Source organism: Corticibacter populi (assembly GCF_004217315.1).
GTDB lineage: Bacteria > Pseudomonadota > Gammaproteobacteria > Burkholderiales > Burkholderiaceae_C > Lampropedia > Lampropedia populi.
Genome location: NZ_SGWR01000001.1, coordinates 641,313 through 661,129, shown reverse-complemented (window position 1 = coordinate 661,129; position 19,817 = coordinate 641,313). Strand labels below are relative to the sequence as shown.

General features: G+C 65.0%; 16 protein-coding genes and 2 pseudogenes. 2 read left to right on the top strand and 16 right to left on the bottom strand.

Features of this window, described 5'->3' with window-relative positions:
• Nucleotides 1-4: 4 nt before the first annotated feature.
• The 11 genes from EV687_RS03005 to EV687_RS02955 form a co-directional block, all read right to left on the bottom strand.
• A complete protein-coding gene (locus EV687_RS03005) occupies nucleotides 5-1,057 on the bottom strand; it encodes a FecCD family ABC transporter permease (RefSeq protein WP_242612440.1) in 1,053 nt (350 codons plus the stop codon).
• An 11-nt stretch (nucleotides 1,058-1,068) separates the two neighbouring features.
• Nucleotides 1,069-2,103: a FecCD family ABC transporter permease gene (locus EV687_RS03000; RefSeq protein WP_122226376.1), complete on the bottom strand. Its 1,035-nt coding sequence runs from the start codon at nucleotides 2,101-2,103 to the stop codon at nucleotides 1,069-1,071.
• Nucleotides 2,075-3,079 (bottom strand): Fe2+-enterobactin ABC transporter substrate-binding protein, encoded by a 1,005-nt coding sequence (gene fepB / locus EV687_RS02995; RefSeq protein ID WP_207226366.1) that lies wholly within the window; start codon nucleotides 3,077-3,079, stop codon nucleotides 2,075-2,077. Before fepB ends, EV687_RS03000 begins: the two co-directional genes overlap by 29 nt.
• A 65-nt stretch (nucleotides 3,080-3,144) precedes the next feature.
• Nucleotides 3,145-4,410 (bottom strand): YncE family protein, encoded by a 1,266-nt coding sequence (locus EV687_RS02990; protein ID WP_242612439.1) that lies wholly within the window; start codon nucleotides 4,408-4,410, stop codon nucleotides 3,145-3,147.
• A 138-nt stretch (nucleotides 4,411-4,548) separates the two neighbouring features.
• A complete protein-coding gene (locus EV687_RS02985; RefSeq protein ID WP_122226375.1) occupies nucleotides 4,549-6,744 on the bottom strand; it encodes a TonB-dependent siderophore receptor in 2,196 nt (731 codons plus the stop codon).
• Between the two features lie 28 nt (nucleotides 6,745-6,772).
• Nucleotides 6,773-7,939 (bottom strand): YncE family protein, encoded by a 1,167-nt coding sequence (locus tag EV687_RS02980; protein ID WP_122226374.1) that lies wholly within the window; start codon nucleotides 7,937-7,939, stop codon nucleotides 6,773-6,775.
• 37 nt (nucleotides 7,940-7,976) lie between these two features.
• Nucleotides 7,977-8,396 (bottom strand): DUF3325 domain-containing protein, encoded by a 420-nt coding sequence (locus EV687_RS02975; protein WP_122226373.1) that lies wholly within the window; start codon nucleotides 8,394-8,396, stop codon nucleotides 7,977-7,979.
• On the bottom strand, nucleotides 8,393-9,988 hold the full coding sequence (locus tag EV687_RS02970; RefSeq protein ID WP_423201068.1) for a PepSY-associated TM helix domain-containing protein: 1,596 nt from the start codon (nucleotides 9,986-9,988) through the stop codon (nucleotides 8,393-8,395). Before EV687_RS02970 ends, EV687_RS02975 begins: the two co-directional genes overlap by 4 nt.
• Before the next feature lie 113 nt (nucleotides 9,989-10,101).
• Nucleotides 10,102-10,449, bottom strand: a complete 348-nt coding sequence (locus tag EV687_RS02965) for a DUF3649 domain-containing protein (protein WP_122226371.1) — start codon at nucleotides 10,447-10,449, stop codon at nucleotides 10,102-10,104.
• An 8-nt stretch (nucleotides 10,450-10,457) separates the two neighbouring features.
• Nucleotides 10,458-10,814, bottom strand: a complete 357-nt coding sequence (locus EV687_RS02960; protein ID WP_122226370.1) for a hypothetical protein — start codon at nucleotides 10,812-10,814, stop codon at nucleotides 10,458-10,460.
• Nucleotides 10,815-11,073: 259 nt separating this feature from the next.
• The gene (locus EV687_RS02955; RefSeq protein ID WP_122226369.1) at nucleotides 11,074-12,111 is read right to left on the bottom strand and encodes a helix-turn-helix transcriptional regulator; all 1,038 of its coding nucleotides are present in this window, start codon (nucleotides 12,109-12,111) and stop codon (nucleotides 11,074-11,076) included.
• A 331-nt stretch (nucleotides 12,112-12,442) separates the two neighbouring features.
• Here EV687_RS02955 and EV687_RS19365 point away from each other — a divergent pair.
• A pseudogene (locus EV687_RS19365) lies at nucleotides 12,443-12,559 on the top strand (IS3 family transposase); the annotation flags it as partial.
• A gap of 18 nt (nucleotides 12,560-12,577) precedes the next feature.
• On the opposite strand, the pseudogene pilL2 reads toward EV687_RS19365, so the two are convergent.
• Nucleotides 12,578-13,546 (bottom strand): annotated as a pseudogene (pilL2, locus tag EV687_RS02950) (PFGI-1 class ICE element type IV pilus protein PilL2); the annotation flags it as partial.
• 259 nt (nucleotides 13,547-13,805) lie between these two features.
• On the opposite strand from pilL2, the gene EV687_RS02945 reads away from it, so the two are divergent.
• Complete coding sequence (locus tag EV687_RS02945; protein ID WP_130466431.1) at nucleotides 13,806-14,516, top strand: hypothetical protein; 711 nt, start codon at nucleotides 13,806-13,808, stop codon at nucleotides 14,514-14,516.
• 369 nt (nucleotides 14,517-14,885) lie between these two features.
• Here EV687_RS02945 and hisI read toward each other — a convergent pair whose 3' ends face one another.
• The 4 genes from hisI to thrS all read right to left on the bottom strand — a co-directional run bounded on the left by hisI (nucleotide 14,886) and on the right by thrS (nucleotide 19,805).
• Nucleotides 14,886-15,383 (bottom strand): phosphoribosyl-AMP cyclohydrolase, encoded by a 498-nt coding sequence (gene hisI, locus EV687_RS02935; protein ID WP_122226367.1) that lies wholly within the window; start codon nucleotides 15,381-15,383, stop codon nucleotides 14,886-14,888.
• Between the two features lie 66 nt (nucleotides 15,384-15,449).
• The gene (locus EV687_RS02930; RefSeq protein ID WP_122226366.1) at nucleotides 15,450-16,481 is read right to left on the bottom strand and encodes a D-alanyl-D-alanine carboxypeptidase family protein; all 1,032 of its coding nucleotides are present in this window, start codon (nucleotides 16,479-16,481) and stop codon (nucleotides 15,450-15,452) included.
• Nucleotides 16,393-17,781 carry a dihydroorotase gene (locus EV687_RS02925; protein ID WP_122226365.1) on the bottom strand — a complete coding sequence of 463 codons (1,389 nt, stop codon included), beginning with the start codon at nucleotides 17,779-17,781 and terminating at the stop codon, nucleotides 16,393-16,395. The genes EV687_RS02930 and EV687_RS02925 overlap by 89 nt, the downstream gene beginning before the upstream one ends.
• Entirely contained in the window at nucleotides 17,778-19,805 is a 2,028-nt protein-coding gene (gene thrS / locus EV687_RS02920; protein ID WP_341273243.1) for a threonine--tRNA ligase, read from the bottom strand. Before thrS ends, EV687_RS02925 begins: the two co-directional genes overlap by 4 nt.
• Nucleotides 19,806-19,817 lie beyond the last annotated feature (12 nt).

The following is a 19,817-nucleotide window of genomic DNA, read 5'->3' as shown; positions in this document are numbered from 1 at the left end:
TGTTTCAGCGCCTGCGTCCAAGCAGCCAGGCCAGGTAGAGGCCGCCCAGTATGCCGGTGACCCGGCCGATCGGCACGGCCATGGCGATGGGCAGGTGCTGCACCAGCAGGTCTGCCAGCACCAGCAGCAAGGCGCCCATCAGCGCAGCGCTGACGACCGGCAGGCGCGAGGCGCCGGTGGCGCGCAAGGTCAACTGCGGCGCTGCCAGCGCAATGAACGCGATCGGGCCAGCCGCGCCGGTTGCCAGTGCCGCCAGGGCGACGGCGCACGCACTCATCTGCAGGCGGGTGCGCTCGGCCACCACTCCCAACTGGCGCGCCAGGTCGTCGCCCATTTCCAGCAGGTGCAATGGGCGGGCAGCGCACAGCACCAGCGGCGTGAGCACCAATGTGCCCAAAGCAACGGGCAGTGCATGCGCCCACGTGCGGGCATCCAGGGAGCCTGCCAGCCATAGATTGGCTTGCACCGCCTGATCCAGTCCGCCCTTGACCAGCAGTAAGCCATTGACCGCACCCAGCAGAGCCCCGACACCGATGCCGATGAGTACCAGCCGGTAGCTCGCGACGGCGCCTGTCTGCCAAGCCAGCAGATAGACCGCCAGCGCCGTCAGCAAACCCGCCAGCACCGCCGCCAGCGCCACGGCCAGCGGCTGCTGCTGGCCGAAGACGATGATTTGCACCAACGCCCCCGTGGCCGCGCCCGTGGTGAAGCCGATCACGTCCGGCGAGCCCAGCGCATTGCGCGAGACCGATTGGAAAATTGCCCCGGAGATGCCCAGCGCCGCACCGGCGGACAAGGCGGTGACGATGCGCGGCAGACGGATCTGCCAGACCACGCGGTGGGCGATGGCGTCGGCCTGCTCCTGCCCGGCCAGCGCACGCAACACTTCGCCAGGTGCCAGCGGCAGCCGGCCCGTTGCCAGCAGCAGCAGGCTGCAGGCGCAGATGGCCAGCAGCAACAGCGCGCAGACCAGCAGCAGGCGCGGCTGCAGCCGCACGCTGTAGCGGCCATGCCGCAACACCACTCCGGGTAGAAGGGTAGCGGCGGTCATGGGCATGGAGCGACGCCTCATAGCTGTGCAAAGCGACCACGCCGTACCTGGGCAATGAACAGCGGCGCACCGACCAGCGCCACCATGATGCCGACGCCGACTTCTCCGGGCCGTGCCACCAGCCGGCCCAGTACGTCGGCGGCCAGCACCAGCAGCGCGCCCAGCCCCGCTGCCAGTGGCAGCAGGCGCCGGTGGCTGTGCCCGCCCCAGGCGCGTGCCAGATGCGGTGCGGTTAGTCCGACGAAAACGATCGGGCCGGCGGCCGCCGTCGCAGCGCCAGCCAGCACCACCACGGCCAGCGCCGCCAGCGCCCAGGTCAACGTCGTGCGGCTGCCCAGCGCCAGCCCGAGCTCCGCGCCCAGGGATGCGGCATCCAGCGCTGGTGCCAGCACCCTGGCCAGCAGCAGCCCGGCCGCGATGAGCGCGGCGACCGGCCACAGCACGTCGCGGCCACGGCCTTGCAAGGCGCCGCTGCCCCAGTGGCGGAAATGGTCGAACACTTCATCGGTGCTGTTGACCGTGACCAGGTGCGTGAACGCCAGCAACACCACCGACAGCGCGGCGCCCGCGAGCACCAGCCGCGTTGGCTCCAGCCCGTGCCGCAAGCCGCCGAGCAGGTAGACCGCCGCGCCTGCGGCGGCGGCCCCGGCCAGGCCGAAAGCCAGCATCGCGCCAGGGTGCAACACGCCCAGCGTCGCCATCGCCAGCACGATGGCGGCCGCCGCGCCGGCATTGACGCCGAGGATGCCGGGTTCTGCCAGCGCATTGCGGCTCAGGGCCTGCATCAGCGTGCCGGCGACGGCCAGCGCGGCCCCGACCAGCAAGGCCAGCAGCGTGCGCGGCAGGCGCAGGTGGTGCAGCAGCAGGTGGTGCGGGTTGCGCGGATCGAATTGCCAGAGGGCCTGCCAGACCACGCGCGGGCTCAGCCACTCGCTGCCGATGCACAGGCTGGCCAGCGCGAGTGTCGCCAGCAGCGCGCTGGCGAGCAGCCAGGCCGCGGTGCGCCAGCGCGTTGGCGAAGAATTAGCGCCCAAAGCGCTCGACCATGCCATCGACGATTTCCGTGGCGCTGAAGTAATCGATCCGAAACGAATGCACCCCCAGGCCGTAGACCTGCCCATTGCGCACCGACGGCAGGTTGGCCAGCACCGGATCTGCGAGAAAAGCCGCGGCGCGGCTGTCGTCGCCGCGCAGCAGGAAGGTGGTTTCGGCCCGCAGGCTGGGCAGCTTTTCGTAAGGCGCCCAGACGAAGTTGCGCGCGCTCTCGGCGCTGCTGTGCCAGGCCGGATCGGGCGCCTCCATGCGAAAGCCCAGTGCGCTCAACAGGCGTCCGTGCGGGCCTTCCGGTGTGGCGACGGGGTTGCTGATGGCGGGGCCGTTGTAGCTGACGATGTTGGCTTGCCCGGCCGGCAGTTGCAGTTGCTGGCGGGCCTGCGCCACGTAGGCATCGAAGGCGGTGATGCGCGCCTGGGCCTGGGCTTCGTGCCCGGTGGCCTGGCCCAGTTGTCGCGCCAGGCTTTGCCAGGGCTCGCCGCCATAGTCGAGCACGATGGTCGGCGCCACCGAGCGCAACTGCTGCACGTGCGCGAGCGTGGAGTCGGCGCCGCCAGTGGAGACGACGATCAGATCCGGCGCCACCGCCAGCACGGCTTCGAGGTCCATGCGCCCGGCCGGCCACAGCTTCTCGACGCCGCGCGCCTGGGCCAGCGCCGCCCACTGGCCGAGGAAGCTGCCATCGACCAGCGTCGCGCTGGCTACCACCGGTGCATCGATGGCGAGCAAGGTGCCGGTCAGCGTCGGCGAGGTCGAGAGGATGCGCGTGGGCCGCGCCGGAATCGGCGTCGTGCTGCCATCGGCGTTGTGGAAGCTGCGCGGCCAGGCTGCCGTGCCCATGTCCTCTGGCTGCTGCTGGGGTGCCGGGGTCGGCACATGGTCGGTGGGCTGGCGACCGCAGGCCGTGAGCACCAGCGCGGCGGCCAGCATGGCAGCTGCAACAAGGGTGGCACGAAGCCAGTGCATGAGGCGCATGGTGGTATCAACCTTGCAGCGGGCAAGAGCGGATGGAGAACTGGATGTTGCCGAATGCCATGCCATCATCGCGCTGACAGGCGGATGCGCGCCACGTGCTCTGGCTGTCTGGCCTGCTTGGTGCCGCCATCGTTCTTCACCGTGGCGTAAAGCACGTTGGCGGCTTCGTCCAGTGCCAGGCTGTTGGGGTGGGGCGGCAGCGCGATGGTTTGCAGCGGCTGGTACGCGGCGGTGTCGAACACGCTGATCGAGCCGTTGCCCGTGGCTACGCGCACGCCGGCGCGGTTGGTGACGTAGAGGCGCTGGCGCGCCGCGTCGAAGCGCAGACCGATCGGCACCTCACCGGTGGGCAGGTTGGAGATGACGGTGCCAGCGTCGGCGTCCAGCGTGAAGAGGCGGTGGCCTTCGCTGCGGTGCCGGTACTCGCGCTCCAGGTGGTTGTGGCGCCAGTCGTCGCGGTCGATGCCCTGGTCGACACCGAACAGGCGGTTGTGCTCGGGGTCGTAGATGAGATTGAGCAACTGGTCGGCCTGCACCTCCAGCGTTTTCTTCAGCGCCAGCGTGTCGGCATCGACCACCATCAACTGCCCGGCCATGTTGGCGACGAAGATGCGGCCACCCGCCTCGTCCAGCGCAATGCCGACGGCGTTGTAGCCAAAGCCTTCGATGACCTTCTCCAGCGTCAGCGTGCGGGTGTCGATGACGAACAGCACGCTGTCGAAGCCCAGGCCGAGGCCGGGGGCGAACAGGCGGTGGCGTTTCGTGTCCACGACCATCTCACGCACCTTGTGCGGATAGTCCTCGGTGATCTTGAAGCGCTCCAGCGCCTTTAGCAGGAAGTCGCTGCGTATTTCCGAGAAGTTCAGGCGCTTGAACTCGCTGGCGAAATGGACTTTCTCCATCAGCGGGATCTGCTTGATGAGTCGATTGCTGGCGGTATCGACCACGCTGATGGCGCCGTTGAAGCCCTGCGTCACGTAGAGCCGGCTGGCGGCATCGTCCAGCGCCACGCCAAAGCCCTTGCCATTGAGCGCAATCTCCGCCTGCACGGCCAGCGTATCGGGCGCCAGGCGCAGCACGCGCGAGCGGGTTTCGTCCTCCCAATCGGGCGCGGCGACGAAAACCGCTTGCTGGCGGGGGCTGAAGGCCAGCTCGACGAGGTCGCTGGCGACCGGCACGCGCAGGATGTCCTCCGCGGTGACCGGGGCGTAGGCGGCTTCGATGGCAGTGGCTGGCATGGTGGCGTTCTGCGTGAGGGAGGGCGCGGTGCTGCAGGCCGTCAGTGCGGCCAGCGACAGGGTAGTGATGGCAAGCGTCAGGAGGCCTTGCATGGGGAATCCTTGCGTGGAAAAGAGCGGTTCTGCAAGCCGATGTGCGTTAAGCCTGATGCACCCCTCTCCCGCCAGGGGAGAGTGGTGCATCAGGCAATGCTGGCGAGGGCACGGCAGGCGCGCTCCAGATCAAAGGGCTCAGAACTGGTACTTCACGCTGGCCGACACATGCCGTGGCGCGCCATAGGTGTGGCGCGCCGAGCCCAGCACCATGGTGCGGTAACTCTTGTCAAAGACGTTGTCCAGGTGCAGGCTGAAGTGCCAGTGGTCGTCCAATTGGTAAGCGGCCATCAGGTTGACCACGGCGTAGCTTTTCTGGCCGATCAATGAACGGTCCACGTTCGCGTACGAGGCGTTGCTGCTGTATATCTCGCTTTGCCAGGTCATGCCGCCGCCCACTCTTAGGCCGGGTGCGCCGGATGGTGCCCAGGTGCCGAATAGCTTGAGCTGGTGCTTGGGCCGCACGGTGTTCAGCCGCGTGCCGTCGCTGGCGCGGGTGACGACGCGGGTGTAGCCGCCTTGCAGTTGCACGCCGCGGGCGATTTCGCCGCTGGCTTCCAGCTCCCAGCCACGGCCCTTGGTCTGGTCGGCGGCGGTGTAGGCCTGACCACCATCGGGCGTGAGGTTGCTGCCATCGGCAATGGCCAGGTTGTCCTTGCGCACTTCGAACACGGCAGCGCTGGTGTTCAGGCGCCCGCCCCACCATTCGCCTTTCAGGCCCAACTCATAGTTCTTGCCCTCTTCCGGGTCGAGCACGTTGCCGTTGACGTCTTCGTAGCTTTGCGGATTGAAGATGGTCGAGTAGCTGGCATAGGCCGAGAGCTGGTCGTTCAGGTCGAACACCACGCCGGCGTAGGGCGTGAAGACGGTGCTTTCCTTGCGGTCGTCGGTGATGGCTCCGGTCTGCAGGTTGCGGCGGGTGGTTTCCCACTCGCTCAGGCGGCCGCCGACGATGATGGCCAGGTCATCGCGCGGGCGCAGGCGGGTGGCCAGGTAGGCGCCCCACTGCTTGATCTCGGTGCGGGTGTCGCTGGTGCGCACGGCGGAGAGATCGGGCAGGGCGTAGCTGCCATCCCAGCCCAGCACGTCCACGCGCGTGGCGGCCCAACTGGTGGCGCTGCCCAGCGAATCGGCCTTGGAGTCGGAGCCGTTGACGCCGGCCATCAGGTCATGGCTGCGGCCCCAGAGCGCGTATGTGCCGCTCAGGCTGGCATCCACGGTGTCGACGGTTTGCTCCGTGTCGCCAAAGCGGATCATCAGGTCGGCCGTGCCATCGGGCGAGGGCTGACGCACACCGGCGTAGCCGAATAGTTGCGAGTTGTCGTAGCGGCTATGGTTGACGCTGGCACGTGCTTGCCAGTCGTCGTTGAAGCGGTGCTCCAGCGTTGCGGCCAGGCTGGTGCGGTCGGACTCGTAGCGGCTCCAGTCGGTCAGCGCGTTGTCGCTGCGGCCGAATGGCGTGGCCGTGCCATCGGTGAATGCGGTCTCGAAGGCGGTGAAGGCTGCGGCATTCTTGCCATCCTCGCGGTTGTGTTCGGCGGCCAGGCGCAGCAGGGTGTCATGGCTGAGATCGGCTTCGAGCACGCCGTAGACCGTGTGCTTGTCGGCCTCGTAGCGGTCGACCCACGATTTACCCTGGTCGTACGCACCGACGACGCGGGCACGCAGGCTGCCGGCTTGGTTCAGAGAACCGCCAAAGTCGGCCACCGTGCGGGCTTGCTGCCAGCGCGAGAGGCTTTGCTGCAATGCGCCCTGGAACTCGCGCGTCGGGCGCTTGCGCACCAGGCTGATGCTGCCGCCCGGATCGCCCGAGCCGCTGAGCAGGCCGCTGGCACCGCGCAGCACAGTGATGGAGTCGTAGATCGCGGTATCCAGCGAGCTGATGCTGGTCCAGCCGCCGCTGCCGCCGACCGCATTGGCGTGGCTGATGGCGCCGTCGATCTGGTAGTTGGTGATCTGGTAGCCGCGCGAGAAGTAGCCGATGTAGCTGCCCACCAGCGGCCCGCCGGAGTCGACCGAGATACCTGGCGTTTGCTCCAGCACGTCGCCCAGCGTGTCCAGCGCCTGGTCGTCGATGCGCTGGCGCGTGATGACGGTGTAGGACTGCGGCGTCTCGCGCTGCGTCAGCGGCAGCTTGGTGACGGTGCTGGCGGGTTGCTCTTGTGTGTAGCTGTCGCTGCTCTCGGTGGGAGCGTCGGTTGCTGGCGTATCGGCAGTGACGGCGACTTCGGGCAGCGTGGTGACGGTGGTCTGTGCCCAGCTCAAGCCGACGTGGCTGGTCAGCAAGGCGGCAGTGGCGATGGCCACGGCATGGCGGCGGTTGAATGCGTGCATGATGGGTTCTCTGTTTCAGCGGTTGCGATCAATCCAGCGCGATGCGCACGATGCTGTCCTTGCTGCCTTTCGGGTCGTCCTGGCCGGCCTTGACCGAGACGTACAAAGCCTTGCCATCTGGCGTCAGGGCCAGGCTGTTGGGGTGTGTGGGCAAGGCGATGGTGTCGAGCAGCGCGTAGCTGCGGGTGTCGAACACCGTGACAGTGCCGGCGCCGCGATTGGTGACGAACAAGCGCTGGCGCGGCGCATCGAACAGCAGCGCAATCGGGTACTGGCCGGTGGGCAGCTTGTGCAGCGTCTGGCCGCTGGCGGTGTCCACGACCACGACCTGGCTGCCAGTGCCGCTGGGTTGGTAGCCGGGCAGGGCGCGGTCCCACATCGCGGCGATGCGCTCGTGGCCCTGGTCGGTCGCAAACAGGCGGTTGTTGGCGGCATCTAGCGCGAGGTTGAGCAACTGGTCGCCCTCGGTCTCGGCGGTGCCCAGCACCTGCAGGCTACGCGTATCGACGGTGATGATCTGGCCCTGCAGGTTGGAGACGTAGAGACGGTGGTTGGCGGCATCCAGCGTCACGCCGGTGGCGACGAAGCCGAAGTTGGGCAGCACGGTTTCCAGCTTCAGGTTTTTGGTGTCGACCACGTACAGCGCGCTGCCGCCAAAGCCGAAGCCGGGCATGAAGGCGCGGTGGTTGGCGCTGGCGATGACGATTTCGCGGAAGCTGTGCGGATAGCCCTCGACTTCCTTGCCATCCGGAGTCTTGGACTTGACCTTCTCGGCCAACGGGATGGTGGTCAGCACCTGGTTGGTTTGCGTGTCGATCACGCTGACCGCGCCTTCGGTGGTGTGGCCGACGTAGAGGCGGTTGGCCGCATCGTCCAGGCCGACGCCGAAGCCGTTGCGCGGCAGCGTGATTTCGGCCTGCACCTGCAGGGTTTCAGGGTCAAGGCGGTAGACCTTGGAAGGATCCGACTCGGGGCCAAAGCCGCCCGACGCTGCGGCGAATACGGCATTCTGGCGTGCGGAATAGGCCAGTTCATAGACGCCGACGGCCAGTTCCTGGCGCAAGATCTGCTCGGCTTGCACGGGCTGGTAAACGGCCACGGATGCCGAACTCGACTGCGTAGGGTTGCTGGAGCAGGCGGCCATGGCCGCAGCGGCGAAGACCGACAGCGACAGGCGAATCAGGGTGTTTTTCATGTTGGAACTCCTTGGAATGAACAATGGAAAAAGACGGTCAGGAATGCGCCGCATCGGGTGTTGCGGCACCGCTTGAATCGGTGGCATTTGCCTTGGCTGCCGCCGCCTTGGCCGCTTTCTGGGCTTGTGCCTGGGCCTTGGCGCGTTGCTGGATCAGCTCCTGGCGGCGACACCAGATCAGCAGGGCAATGAAGACGAGGGCGGCCGCCGCGCTGGTGTGGCCGCTGTAGGCCGTTAGGCCGAAACTCCAGCCCATGCGCGCCACCGCCAGCCACAGCGCGGCCAGCAGCCATAGCCAGCCGGCCATGCGGAGCAGGCGTGTGGTCTTGGGTGCCAGCTCGCGGCCGAACAGGTCGCTCTGGTGCCGGTCCATCGCCAGCGCCAGACAGGCGAAACCGGCCAGACAATTGACGAAGACCAGCAGGTGCTCCCACCCGGCGAAGTTGGCGGCGTTCATGCGTGTTCCCCGGCCGGCTCTGCGGTGGCGGGCTCGGCCCTGGCGACTTTCGGGGCTGTGGGTTTGGCCATGGTTTTGCGCACTGGCTTGGCCTTGGGCTGGTGCCGCAAGGTGCGAATCGCCAGCCAGGCGTGCGCAGCGGCAAACGCCAGCAGCGTCAGCTCGAAGCCGGCGAAGACCCAATCGCCCGTCCACAGGCTGATGAGCACATTGCGGTCGGTCAGCAGGAAGTTGGCCAGCGGCAGCGCCGCCAGCAGCGCAGCGGCCAGCCACAGCAGCTCGACCCAGGCGCGCTTGGCGGGCCGTACGAAGGCCCAGGCCAGCGCGCCCGCCCAGGCGATGAAGAAGCAGTGGATTTCCCAGTTGCCGCGCTCGGCCAGTTCCAGCGGCAGCAGCCGGTTGGCCCAGAAGAGGGCGGGCACAGCGACGGACAGCCCGGCGATGGCGCCGATGTTCAGCCGCTCGACCAGCCAGAAGCCGAAGTAGGGCTTGTCCGGGTCGGGCAGTTTGGCACGGCGCTTGACGATCCACAACACCAGCCCGGTGCCGACCATCGCCGTGCCGGCCAGACTGACGAGGAAGTACAGCCAGCGCAGCACCGGATCGGCAAAGCGCCCCAGGTGCAGGCCATAGAGCACGCCCTGCGTGGTGGCGACTGGGCCGGAGGCATCCTTGGCGCGTGTCAGATCGCCGCTGACGCCATCGAACAGCAGGTAGTTCGGCGTGGTCGAGACGCGGCTGGCCTGCTGGCGCACGATGGCGATGCGGGCGTTGGCATCGCCGGGGTTGGCGATCTGCACGGCACCAACATGGCCAGCGCCCCAGCGCGCCTCGGCCTGTTCGACGAGCCCATTGATGGCGACCAGCTCTGCAGGCGTGCCGGCCGGGCGCGCCGGTGGCAGGAAGAAGCGCATCTCGCCCGTCACCGCGGCACGGTCGGCCTGAGAAGGCAGGTGCTCCAGCCCCCAGGGCATGTACAGCACCATCAGCGTGATGAGGCCGCTCCAGGTGATCATGAAGTGAAACGGCAGGCCCAGCACCGACAGCGCGTTGTGCGCATCCAGCCACGCGCGCTGGCCCTTGCCCCAGCGGAAGGTGAAGAAGTCGGTGAATATCTTCTTGTGCGTGATCACGCCACTGACGATGGCCACCAGCATGAACATCGCGCACAAGCCCACCAGCCAGCGCGCCCACAGCGCGGGCATGTAGTGCAGGTTGAAGTGGAAGGTGTAGAAGAAATCGCCGCCGCGCGTTTCGCGGGCATCGAGCTTTTCTGCCGTGGCAGGGTCGTAGGTGGCGCTGGAAAAGCCGCGCCGCCCGCCCTCGGCACTGCGGGCGAAGGCCGAGGCGGTCGGGTTGCGCTCGGTCGGCAGTGAAATGCTGAGCTGCGAGGCGTTGGGCGAGCTGGCCAGGATGTGGTCGGCCAGGCGCTGCGCGACGACCGGCGCGGCTTCGCGCTGCTGCGCGGCGGGCAACTCCGGGCGCATGTACAGCGAGGTCTCGTCGCGGAAGAATGCCAGCGTGCCGGTCAGGAACACGGCATACAGAATCCAGCCGACCAGCAGGCCGGTCCAGATGTGCAGGTCGGACATGGTCTGGCGCAGCCCTGGCGCCTTGGCGGCTTTCTTCACCGGTTTCAACGGCTTGACGGAGGGCGCCGATGCTGCTGCTTCGGCGGCTGCGGGCTGTGGCGTGCTGACGTTGCTCATGCGGCACCTCCACTTGCGCCGGCCTGCACGGCCATCCAGGTGAACGGAAGCATCACGACGGCGGCCACCAGCAGACCGGCCCAGGCGCGCCAGGCGCTGCGCACGGCGAACACCCAGATCACCGCGATCGCATAGACCAGAAAGCTGCCCAGCATGCCGGTGAAGGCGGCCTCGGATGGCGCCAACGGCAGCGCGAGGGCGGCGATGGAGAACTGCGCAGCCAGCGCATAGCCGCCGAACAGCGCGGCGGCTATGCGCGAGACCAGCGGCGCCTGGCGCCAGACGGCTTGGGCCGCTGCGGTCAGGCGCTGGCCCGGATCGGGAGGAGACGTGGGGACGGTCATGGTGGTTCTCAGAAATCCATGCTGGCTGGCAGCACGAAGGTATGCGGCGTACCCAGGCCGGAGCCCAGCGAACCGGCCCAATAAGCCTTGTTGGTGACGTTCTGCACCGTGCCGCGCAACACTGGCGGCCGTCCGGCCACGTCGGTGCGCCAGCGCAGGCCCAGGCCCAGGCCCAGGCCCAGGCCCAACAGAGTGGGGCCCGGCAACGTACGGGTGTTGGCGGCGTCGATGTGGGTCTTGTCGATCAGGTTGGCGTTGCCGTAGACGCCCGCATCGGTGGCCGCAATCACCCGCGACACGTCCAGCATCTGGCGGGCGGCGATGTAATCGTCGGTGTAACTGATGGTAGAGAATGACCTCTCCATGAAATCCTTGTCGCAAGAGGGAGAAGACGAGGGTTGGGCAGGTTGCTGCTGCTTGGCGAGTGATCTTGCCGCCGCCAGCCGATGTGCTTAAGGGCGCGCGCAGAACGTCTCGGCATCGCGTTCCTGCGAGAGAGAGGGCTTGCAGCGAAGCGCAAGTGTCCTGTTGCTCTCTAGCTGCTTAGCCCCTCATCGGCAAGAACTAGCCCCCTGGAAGAAAATAGAAATCGATCTTATTGGTGGTTCTATTTCTGCCCGATGCTTAACGCGCACTTCTGGCGCTGCCAAGCAAGCCACTGGGCGATTGCCCCCAGGCACGCCGAAATGCAATGGAGAACTTGTCCGTGCGGGCGTAGCCGCAGGCGTGCGCCAGTTGCTGGAGCGTGTAGGCGCCGCTTTCGAGCATGTCTCTGGCATGGCGCATGCGCAAATGGCGCTGGTAGTCGGCGATCGTCATGCCGGTCCGCTGGCGAAAGAACTCCTTGAGATAGCAGGCATTGATGCCGGCGCGGCGCGCCAGTTCGGCAATGGTGGGCGGATGCCGCCATTCGCTCTGGAGGATGTCGATGGCGTCGTCCACGGCCACACCCCAGTGCCGGCGCGCCGCTGCGGCGCGGGCACCGGCAGCGGCGGTAACCGCTCGCAGGTCTTCGCCTTTGAGCGCAAGCAGCATCAACTCCAGCCCCAGCGTCTCCAGTTCGATCTTTGCCAGCAGGTGTGCATCGGTATGCAGCGCCATCATGCGCTGGCCCAGTGTCTGCAGGCGCAATGCCACTGGGGTATCGGCGCGTAGCAGGCTGCATGAGCCAGGCAGGCCAAGATGGGAAAGATCACAGCCCTGCGCGCCCAAGGTCTCGATCATGTCGCGGCTGAGATCGATGGCCAAGCCCGTGCGCATGACGTCGGGAACCACCGCATGCAGCACCGGACCGGGGTTGCCGTTGCGTACGCGGATGTCGCCAGGCTGCGCCAGTGTTTTTTCACTCGCACGCACATGCGCGCCATGGTCGCAGTTGAGCACGACACTGAGCCGGATGGTGTCGGGAATGTCTTGGTAATGCTCTACGCGCGACTGCGTGAAGCTGCACTGCAGGCGGCTGATGGCCATGCGATCACCGAAAGCATGCATGTCGAACCAGCCTGCGCCTGCGCCTGCGCGCACGCGATAGCGGCGTTGCACGGCGCTGGAGGTGCTGCTGGCACCGCGCCAGTCCGAGGCGGTCGGCAGTTCTTCGAAAGGCGAGTCTACGCGCTGAAAATATTGCTGGTAGCGCGAGAGTGCAAGGGGATCGATGGACATGGGCGCGAGAGCATCAATGCGCGGCTGGTGGCTACGCGGGGATGGGATCGCGTGGGGCAAGCCAGATCGCGTGATTGAGGCACCCGATCAAGACCCGTGATTCTATGGTAGTGAAAACTATTCTTAATTATAGCGAGATGGGCGTATTGCACTTGAGCCTGTGAGCCTCGAACAGTAAGTAATGGCCCCTGAACCCCAGATAAAAGTGTCCCTCTGTTGGAAATATCAAGGAGGCTCAGCTGGAAATGATGAGCGTCAAGTGACCTGCCCCCCAACAGCCGTACCAGTCTGAAGTTAGTGAAGTCCGCCAACCCCCAGGAGAATGACGGACATGAAGAAGAGCAGATTCAGCGAGGAACAGATCATCGGCTTCCTCAAGCAGGCCGAGGCCGGCATGCTCACCGCGGCGTGTGATGCGCACCAGTGGCGGGTTGTTGGGATAGAAGCAGGCCTCCAGCGGGTATTCGCTGTGCTGGATGCCAGGCGTGGAGAGCGCGGCCGTGACCGCATCCTCGAAGCTCAGGCGCTGGTAGGTGTCGGGCGCGCCGATGAGCACGTGCTTGGCGGCATCCCACTTGACGCGGTAGCCGGCATCCTTGCCCCAGCGCAGGAAGGTCTGCGCCAGGGTCACGTCGGTGAGCAGCACGTCCCAGCGCGCTGCCGGGGTGCTGGATGAGGGCTCGGCGGAGACTTCGCCCGAATCGGCTTGCGCAGACGCCGCAGGCGGAAATGCGGAAGTGGATGTCGCTGAGGCCTTGACAGGGACAGCAGAAATCGGCGAGCTGGTGGGGGCTGCGGACGTTGACGCGTTGCTCGCAGCGACCGGGGCTACGGTCACAGGTTCAGCCGATACAGATGAGGCAGCTGAGGCAGGCACCGGCACAGCGGCCACAGGCGCTACTGCCGGCGACGGCGTGGGCAGTGAGGCAGACCCGATCGGGGAGGGCGGCTCGACGAAACCGACGACGCGCTGTGGCGCGTTGATGACGAGCTGCCATTCGGTGCCCAGCAGCATGTGCAGGATCTGCTCGACGGTGTATGGGCCCAGGGTGCGCTGCGATTCTGGCAGTGGCAGACCCCGGAAACGCTGCTGCTCAACGGTGGAGGGCAGGGCCAGCGAATAGCCGCTCCTCATCAACGTGTAGTCGAGGGCGGCTTCGATGGTGCGCACGTCACGCGGATAGGTGATCTGCACGACAGCCTGCAGAGGCTCGATCACCCCGGCATCGGGGCGAGCCTCAGCCGTGGTGTAGCGGCTCACGCGTTGCTGCGGTGCTGGAGCCTCCTGCCGCTGCGCCTGCGGAGCAGGTTGATGCACGATGTACGCGCCATCGGTGGCGTTGGGATCAAGACTGACGCTGTTGCAACCGGTCAGGGTTGCGACGACCAGCGCGGCGATGGATGCTTTGGATTTGAGTGAGTGGCTTGGCGCCATGACAACTCCCGACAGTTGGACAATGGGTCATCCCGAGCCAACCGAGCGGTGTTGCAATCAACGCGCGCGATGGGCCGGACCTCGGATGCACAGGTGTGCATCGCCAGTGCCTGCCAGTGTTGCAATCAGAGAAAACTGTCTCAAGCCGAAACCCCGTTGCACGTGCGAGGGGGGTTCGGCTTGACAAGACGGAAATGATGGCGTAGCTCCAGTCATCATGGCCTTTGCGCCTATCATCACCATACGAAGGAGATATGGCATGGGGTTTTTTGGACTATTCAGGAAATCAAATCGACCTGATTTACCTGTTCCATCATTTCATATTCTTGGTGATTACAATGCCAATTTCATGCAAGCCATCAAATTTTCAAGGCATTATGATTTATCCATGGCCAATTTCAATTGGCGCTGGAATAAGCAGCCTGTAGATGAAGGTGATCTATCAAAAATCATCCCGGCGCTTGAAGCGGCTGGCGTTCCTGGTTTTGAATATTCGGCATTTCAATGCATGAAATGGTGCCACTTTATGGCTCCAATCATCAGCCAGGCTCTCGGGCGAAACGTGAGTGTCACCATTGGCCAGATATGGAAGAAGGACCACCCAGTCTTTGACCCAAGCTGGAACGATTTGACTGAATGGATTAAGGGGGGTGGAATTGACCTGACTGAATATGCACGGCTAGGTAAAGCCGGAATCAATATTCACGCCTGGCTGACGATAGACAGTGGTCAAATCATCGAGGCAACATTTCATCATTCACTGGTCATGGCATATCCCGACCACTACGATGAACTAAAGGGGCGTCTCCTTTGTACCTATCCCGCATACATTTTGCGAGATCACAACTATTTCCCTATGGCTGTTGGCCAATCCTTTGTTGAAGCACTTGCTGGTGGGAAGGGGTCTCCGTTGCTCGCCAATTCTGCGGAAGACTTATACGCACCTTCATTAATTATCGCGGCCAAATAACCAACTTTAATATGGTAATTCAGTCTAACCTACGTCGTCACTTCAGCGCGCACTGGCCAACTGCGCGTCCACCAGTGCGAACTGGCGGTACAGGGTCAGCACCTTGACCACATACTGCTGCTGCGTCTCGCAGTAGGGTGGAATCCCCTTGTGCCGGCGGACGGCGCCAGGCTAGGCGTTGTAAGCGGCCAGCGCCAAGCCCCCGACGTTTAACTCCAAGTACCTCTGCCCTTGATGTGTACGGCTTGAAAAGGGGGGGGGCGCGGCGATGGTTTGTGCGGCCATGAGATATCTCATGGAACTTGAGCAATGTCCATGGCAGTCACGCCACCCGTCTAATCAAGCGCCAGTTGCATCCAGCGGGCTTCGTCAGAGCTGTGTATGGTTGGGGGCATCACCGTAGACCTTAACCGGATCAAACACCTTCTTGCTTTCGGCGAACACCAGTGGCTGCGCCGCACAGGCCTCATGAGGCACGATGCGGTAGAAGCAGGAGCGATAGCCGACATGGCAGCTTGCGCCGCCGTCGATGTCCACCCGCAGCCAGATCGCGTCCTGGTCATCGTCCACCCGGATTTCGCGGATTTTCTGCACCAGCCCGCTGGTGGCACCCTTGTGCCAGAGCACTTGCCGCGAGCGGCTCCAATAATGCGCCTCGCCGGTCTGGATGGTCTTCTTCAAGGCGTCGCGATTCATATAGCCCAGCATAAGTACCTCGCCGCTGGTTGCATCGGTGGTCACGCAGGCGATCAGACCGTGCGCGTCAAACTTCGGAGCAAACTGCTGGCCTTCTTCCACCTGGTCGATGGACAGGCGTGGGGCAAACTGCACGTCCAAGAGGGGGCCCTGAGAGGTGGCTTGGCTCATTCAAAACTCCTTGCTGAGATGTACTGGCGGAATACAGAGCGTGTTCAAAAAGGGGTATGGATGCGATCATTCGCCCGTACCGGCATCCACTGATGCAGCTTGCCACTGCAGCCACTGCTGATAAATAGGGTCCGCAGGGGCTGGTACATGCGCGGCCAGGCGTGCATGAATATGGCGAGCGTCGGCCAATCTGCCTTTGGCGCTGTTGGCATTGAGTAACACCAAGGTATAGGTGTGGCCGTCAACATTGATTTGCATGACCAGGCAATAACCTGCTTCACGGATGTAACCGGTTTTCTGCAGGGCAATGGTCATGTCCTCGGCATAGCGGACCAATGCGTTGGAGTTGACGTAATGCAACTGGCGAGAAGCTAGCCGGATGTCGTGCTGCGGTGTGACGGACATGACGCTGATCATGGAATCGGAGCGAGTGGCAGCCACCAGCAACGCCAGATCATGGGCGTTGGATCGGTTGGCATCGGACAGGCCGGTGGGGTCAGCAAAGCGCGTGCTGGTCATTCCCAGCAACATGGCTCGCGCATTCATCATCTCGACAAAGCGCTTGAGTCCTTGCGGGTGCGTGCGCGCCAAGGCATGGGCCGCACGATTCTCGCTGCTCATCAGTGTCAGTTGCAGTAGTTCCCTGCGCGACAGGCGCGTGCCGACCGGCAAACGTGAGGAGGAGCGCTTGATTCGATCAACGTCCGCATCGGTGATCGTGATGACGGCCTGCATGTCGAGCCGGGACTCGCTGATCAGCAGGGCCGTCATCAGTTTGGTGATCGACGCAATCGGCCGGGCATGGCGCTCGTCCTTGGCAAACAGCACCTCGCCTGATTCGGCGTCAAGCAGCAGCGCGGCATTGGAGTGCAGCGCCAGGGTTTGCAAGGCCTGCCGCAGCGCTGGCGCGGCGCCGCCCTGGGCGTTGGGTGCATAGGCCAGGGCCTGCGGAGCGAGCAGCATCCACAGCAGCATCATAAAGAAGGTACACAGCACTGACCGAGGCATGTCATGGGCTCCGTAGATTGACGTCAAGAAAGGCAAGTGGCTGGCCTTGCGGAGAGGCCTGGGCCAGCGCCTCGTCACGCACAGCGACATGGCCGCGCACGATGGTATGGATGGGCCAGCCGGTGACGCTCAGGCCCTCATACGGCGTCCAGCCGCTGACGCTGGCGATCCAGTCCTTGCGGATGGTGCGGCGCGCCCGCAGGTCGACGATGCTGAAATCCGCGTCGTACCCCAGCGCGATGCGACCTTTACCTTCGATGCCAAAGATGCGGGCGGGGCCAGCACTGGTGAGATCGACCAGGCATTGCAGGCTCAGGCGGCCAGCGTTTACGTGGCCCAGCATCAGCGGCAGCAGGGTTTGCACGCCAGTCATACCGCTGGGCGATTGCGGATAAGGTTTGCTTTTCTCTACCAGCGTATGCGGCGCATGGTCGCTGCCGATCACATCGACCACACCGTCGCGGATGCCCTGCCACAGCGCATTCTGGTGGCGCTGCTCGCGCACCGGCGGGTTCATCTGCGCCAGGCTGCCCAGGCGCTCGTAGCATTCGGGCGCATGCATGCTCAGGTGGTGGGGCGTGACTTCCACCGTGACGCGACGCTTGTGGCCGGCTAGGAAGGCGATTTCCTCGGCGCTGGAGACGTGCAGCACGTGCAACCGGCGGCCGGTTTCGGCGGCCAGCCGCACGATGCGCTGCGTCGCCATCAATGCGCTCTCCACGTCGCGCCAAACGTGGTGCTGACGCACGTCGCCACTGGCTTCGACGAGTGCTTTGCGCTCGCGCAGCCGGGCTTCGTCCTCGGTATGTACGGCCATGCGGCGGCGGCCATGGCGCAGGATGCGGCGCAGCACTTCGGTGTCGTCGGCCAGCAGGTCGCCAAACGAACTGCCCATGAACACCTTGACGCCGGCGCAGCCGGGCAGGTTTTCCAGCTCGGCCAGCCGCTCGGCGTTGACGGCCGAGCCGCCGATGTAGAAGGCGTAATCGCACCAGGCACGGCCGCTGGCCGAATCCAGCTTGGCTTGCAAATCCGCCGGTGTGAGCGTCAGCGGACTGGTGTTGGGCATCTCGAAGATGCCGGTGACGCCGCCCAGCACTGCACCGCGCGTGCCGGCTTCGAGGTTTTCCTTGTGCGTCAGGCCCGGCTCGCGAAAATGCACCTGGCTGTCAATCACGCCGGGCAGCACATGCAGGCCGGTGGCGTCCAGCACGGTATCGGCGCTCCATGTGCCACGCAGATCACCCAGCGCGACGATGCGGCCCGCCACGCAGGTCACATCGATGCGTTCAGGGCCACTCGGCATCAACACGGTGCCGCCTTGCACCAGCAGATCGGCATGGCGGCGCGCCAGCCGGGCGCGGAGGTCAAGGCCATCCACTGCGGTCATGCTGACACGGCCTCAGACGGTGTGGTTGTCCGCGATGGCGCTGCAACCAGTCGCAGCAGCCGTTCGGCCTGTGCCGCCTGGCGCGCGGTCGCGTCTGGCACCTCGGTCTGCGCGCGCAGGAAAGCGATGGCCTCGGCCACGCCCAGCGTGCCCAAATCCTTGCCATCGTGCGTACGCAGGGCGAGGGTGCCGGTTGCGACCTCCTCGGCCCCGGCTACCAGCAGGAAGGGGGTGCGCTGCAAGGTCTGCTCGCGGATCTTGTATCCCACCTTTTCGTTGCGAACATCGGCCTCGGCGCGCAGCCCGGCGCCGCGCAGCAGCTGCGCCAGGTCTTCCGTGTAAGCGGCGTGTGCCTCAGTGATCGACAGCACCATCGCCTGCACCGGTGCCAGCCAGGCGGGCAGCTTGCCAGCGTGGTGCTCGATCAGGATGCCGGTGAAGCGCTCCAGCGAGCCGAACAGGGCGCGGTGCAGCATGACCGGGCGCTTGCGCTGGCCAACTTCATCGACGTACTCGATGCCAAAGCGCTCGGGCAGGTTCATGTCCACCTGCAAGGTCCCGCACTGCCAGTCGCGGCCGATGGCGTCGCGCAGCACGAACTCCAGCTTGGGGCCGTAGAACGCGCCCTCACCGGGGTTGATGCCATAGGCCAGCCCCATGCCATGGAGCGCTTGCACCAGCGCGCCTTCGAGCAGATCCCAAGTGGCGTCGTCGCCTATGCGGTTGTCGGGTCGGGTCGATAGCTTGATGCGCACGTCCTCGAAGCCGAACTGGCGGTAGATGTCCAGCGTCAGCGCCACCACGGTGCGGCATTCAGCATCCATCTGTTGCGGCGTGCAGTAGATGTGCGCATCGTCCTGTGTGAAGTGGCGCACCCGCAGCAGGCCGTGCAGCGCGCCGGACGGCTCGTAGCGATGCACCTTGCCGAACTCGCCCATGCGGATGGGCAGGTCGCGGTAGCTCTTGAGGCCGTGGCGGTACAGCAGCACGCTGCCGGGGCAGTTCATCGGCTTGAGCGCCAGCGAGCGGCCGTCCTCGGTCTCGGTGGTGAACATGTGCTGCTGGTAGTTCTGCCAGTGGCCGGAGATTTCCCACAGGCTGCGGTCCATCACGTCAGGTGAGTTCACTTCCACGTAGCCTGCATCCTGCTGGCGGCGGCGCATGTAGGCGATCAGTTCCTGGAACACCGTCCAGCCGCGCGGATGCCAGAACACCGCTCCGGGCGCGTCTTCCTGGAAATGGAACAGATCCAGCTCGCGACCCAGCTTGCGGTGGTCGCGTTTTTCCGCTTCCTCCATGCGTTGGATGTAGGCGTCGAGTTGCTTCTTGTCGGCCCAGGCGGTGCCGTAGATGCGCTGCAGTTGCTCGTTCCTGGCATCGCCGCGCCAGTAGGCACCGGCCAGTTTGGTGAGCTTGAAGGCTTTGAGAAAGCGTGTATTGGGCACATGCGGGCCACGGCACATGTCCACGTATTCCTCGTGGAAGTACAGGCCCATTTGCGTCTCACCCGGCATGTCGTCGATCAGGCGCAGCTTGTAGTCTTCACCGCGCTCTTGAAAGAGCTTGATGACCTCGGTGCGCGGCGTCATGCGTTTGACGACGTCGTAGTCCTTGGCGATCAGCTCCTTCATGCGCTGCTCGATGGCCGCCATGTCCTCGGGCGTGAAGGGGCGCTCGTAGGCGATGTCGTAGTAAAAGCCCTCGTCGATCACTGGGCCGATCACCATCTTTGCGGCCGGATAGAGCTGTTTGACGGCGTGGCCCACCAGGTGCGCGCAGGAATGGCGGATGATCTCCAGCCCTTCCTCGTCCTTGGGCGTGATGATGTGCAGGGTGGCGTCGTGGTCAATCAGGTCGCTGGCATCGACCAATCGGTCATGGAGCCTACCGGCCACGGTGTTTTTCGCCAGGCCGGGGCCGATGGCCTGGGCCACGTCCAGTATGGAAACAGGGTGAGCGAACTGACGATGCGACCCGTCCGGCAAAGTGACGGTGATGGCATTCCGATCTGGGGATTCGGGCATAGCTGACATGGG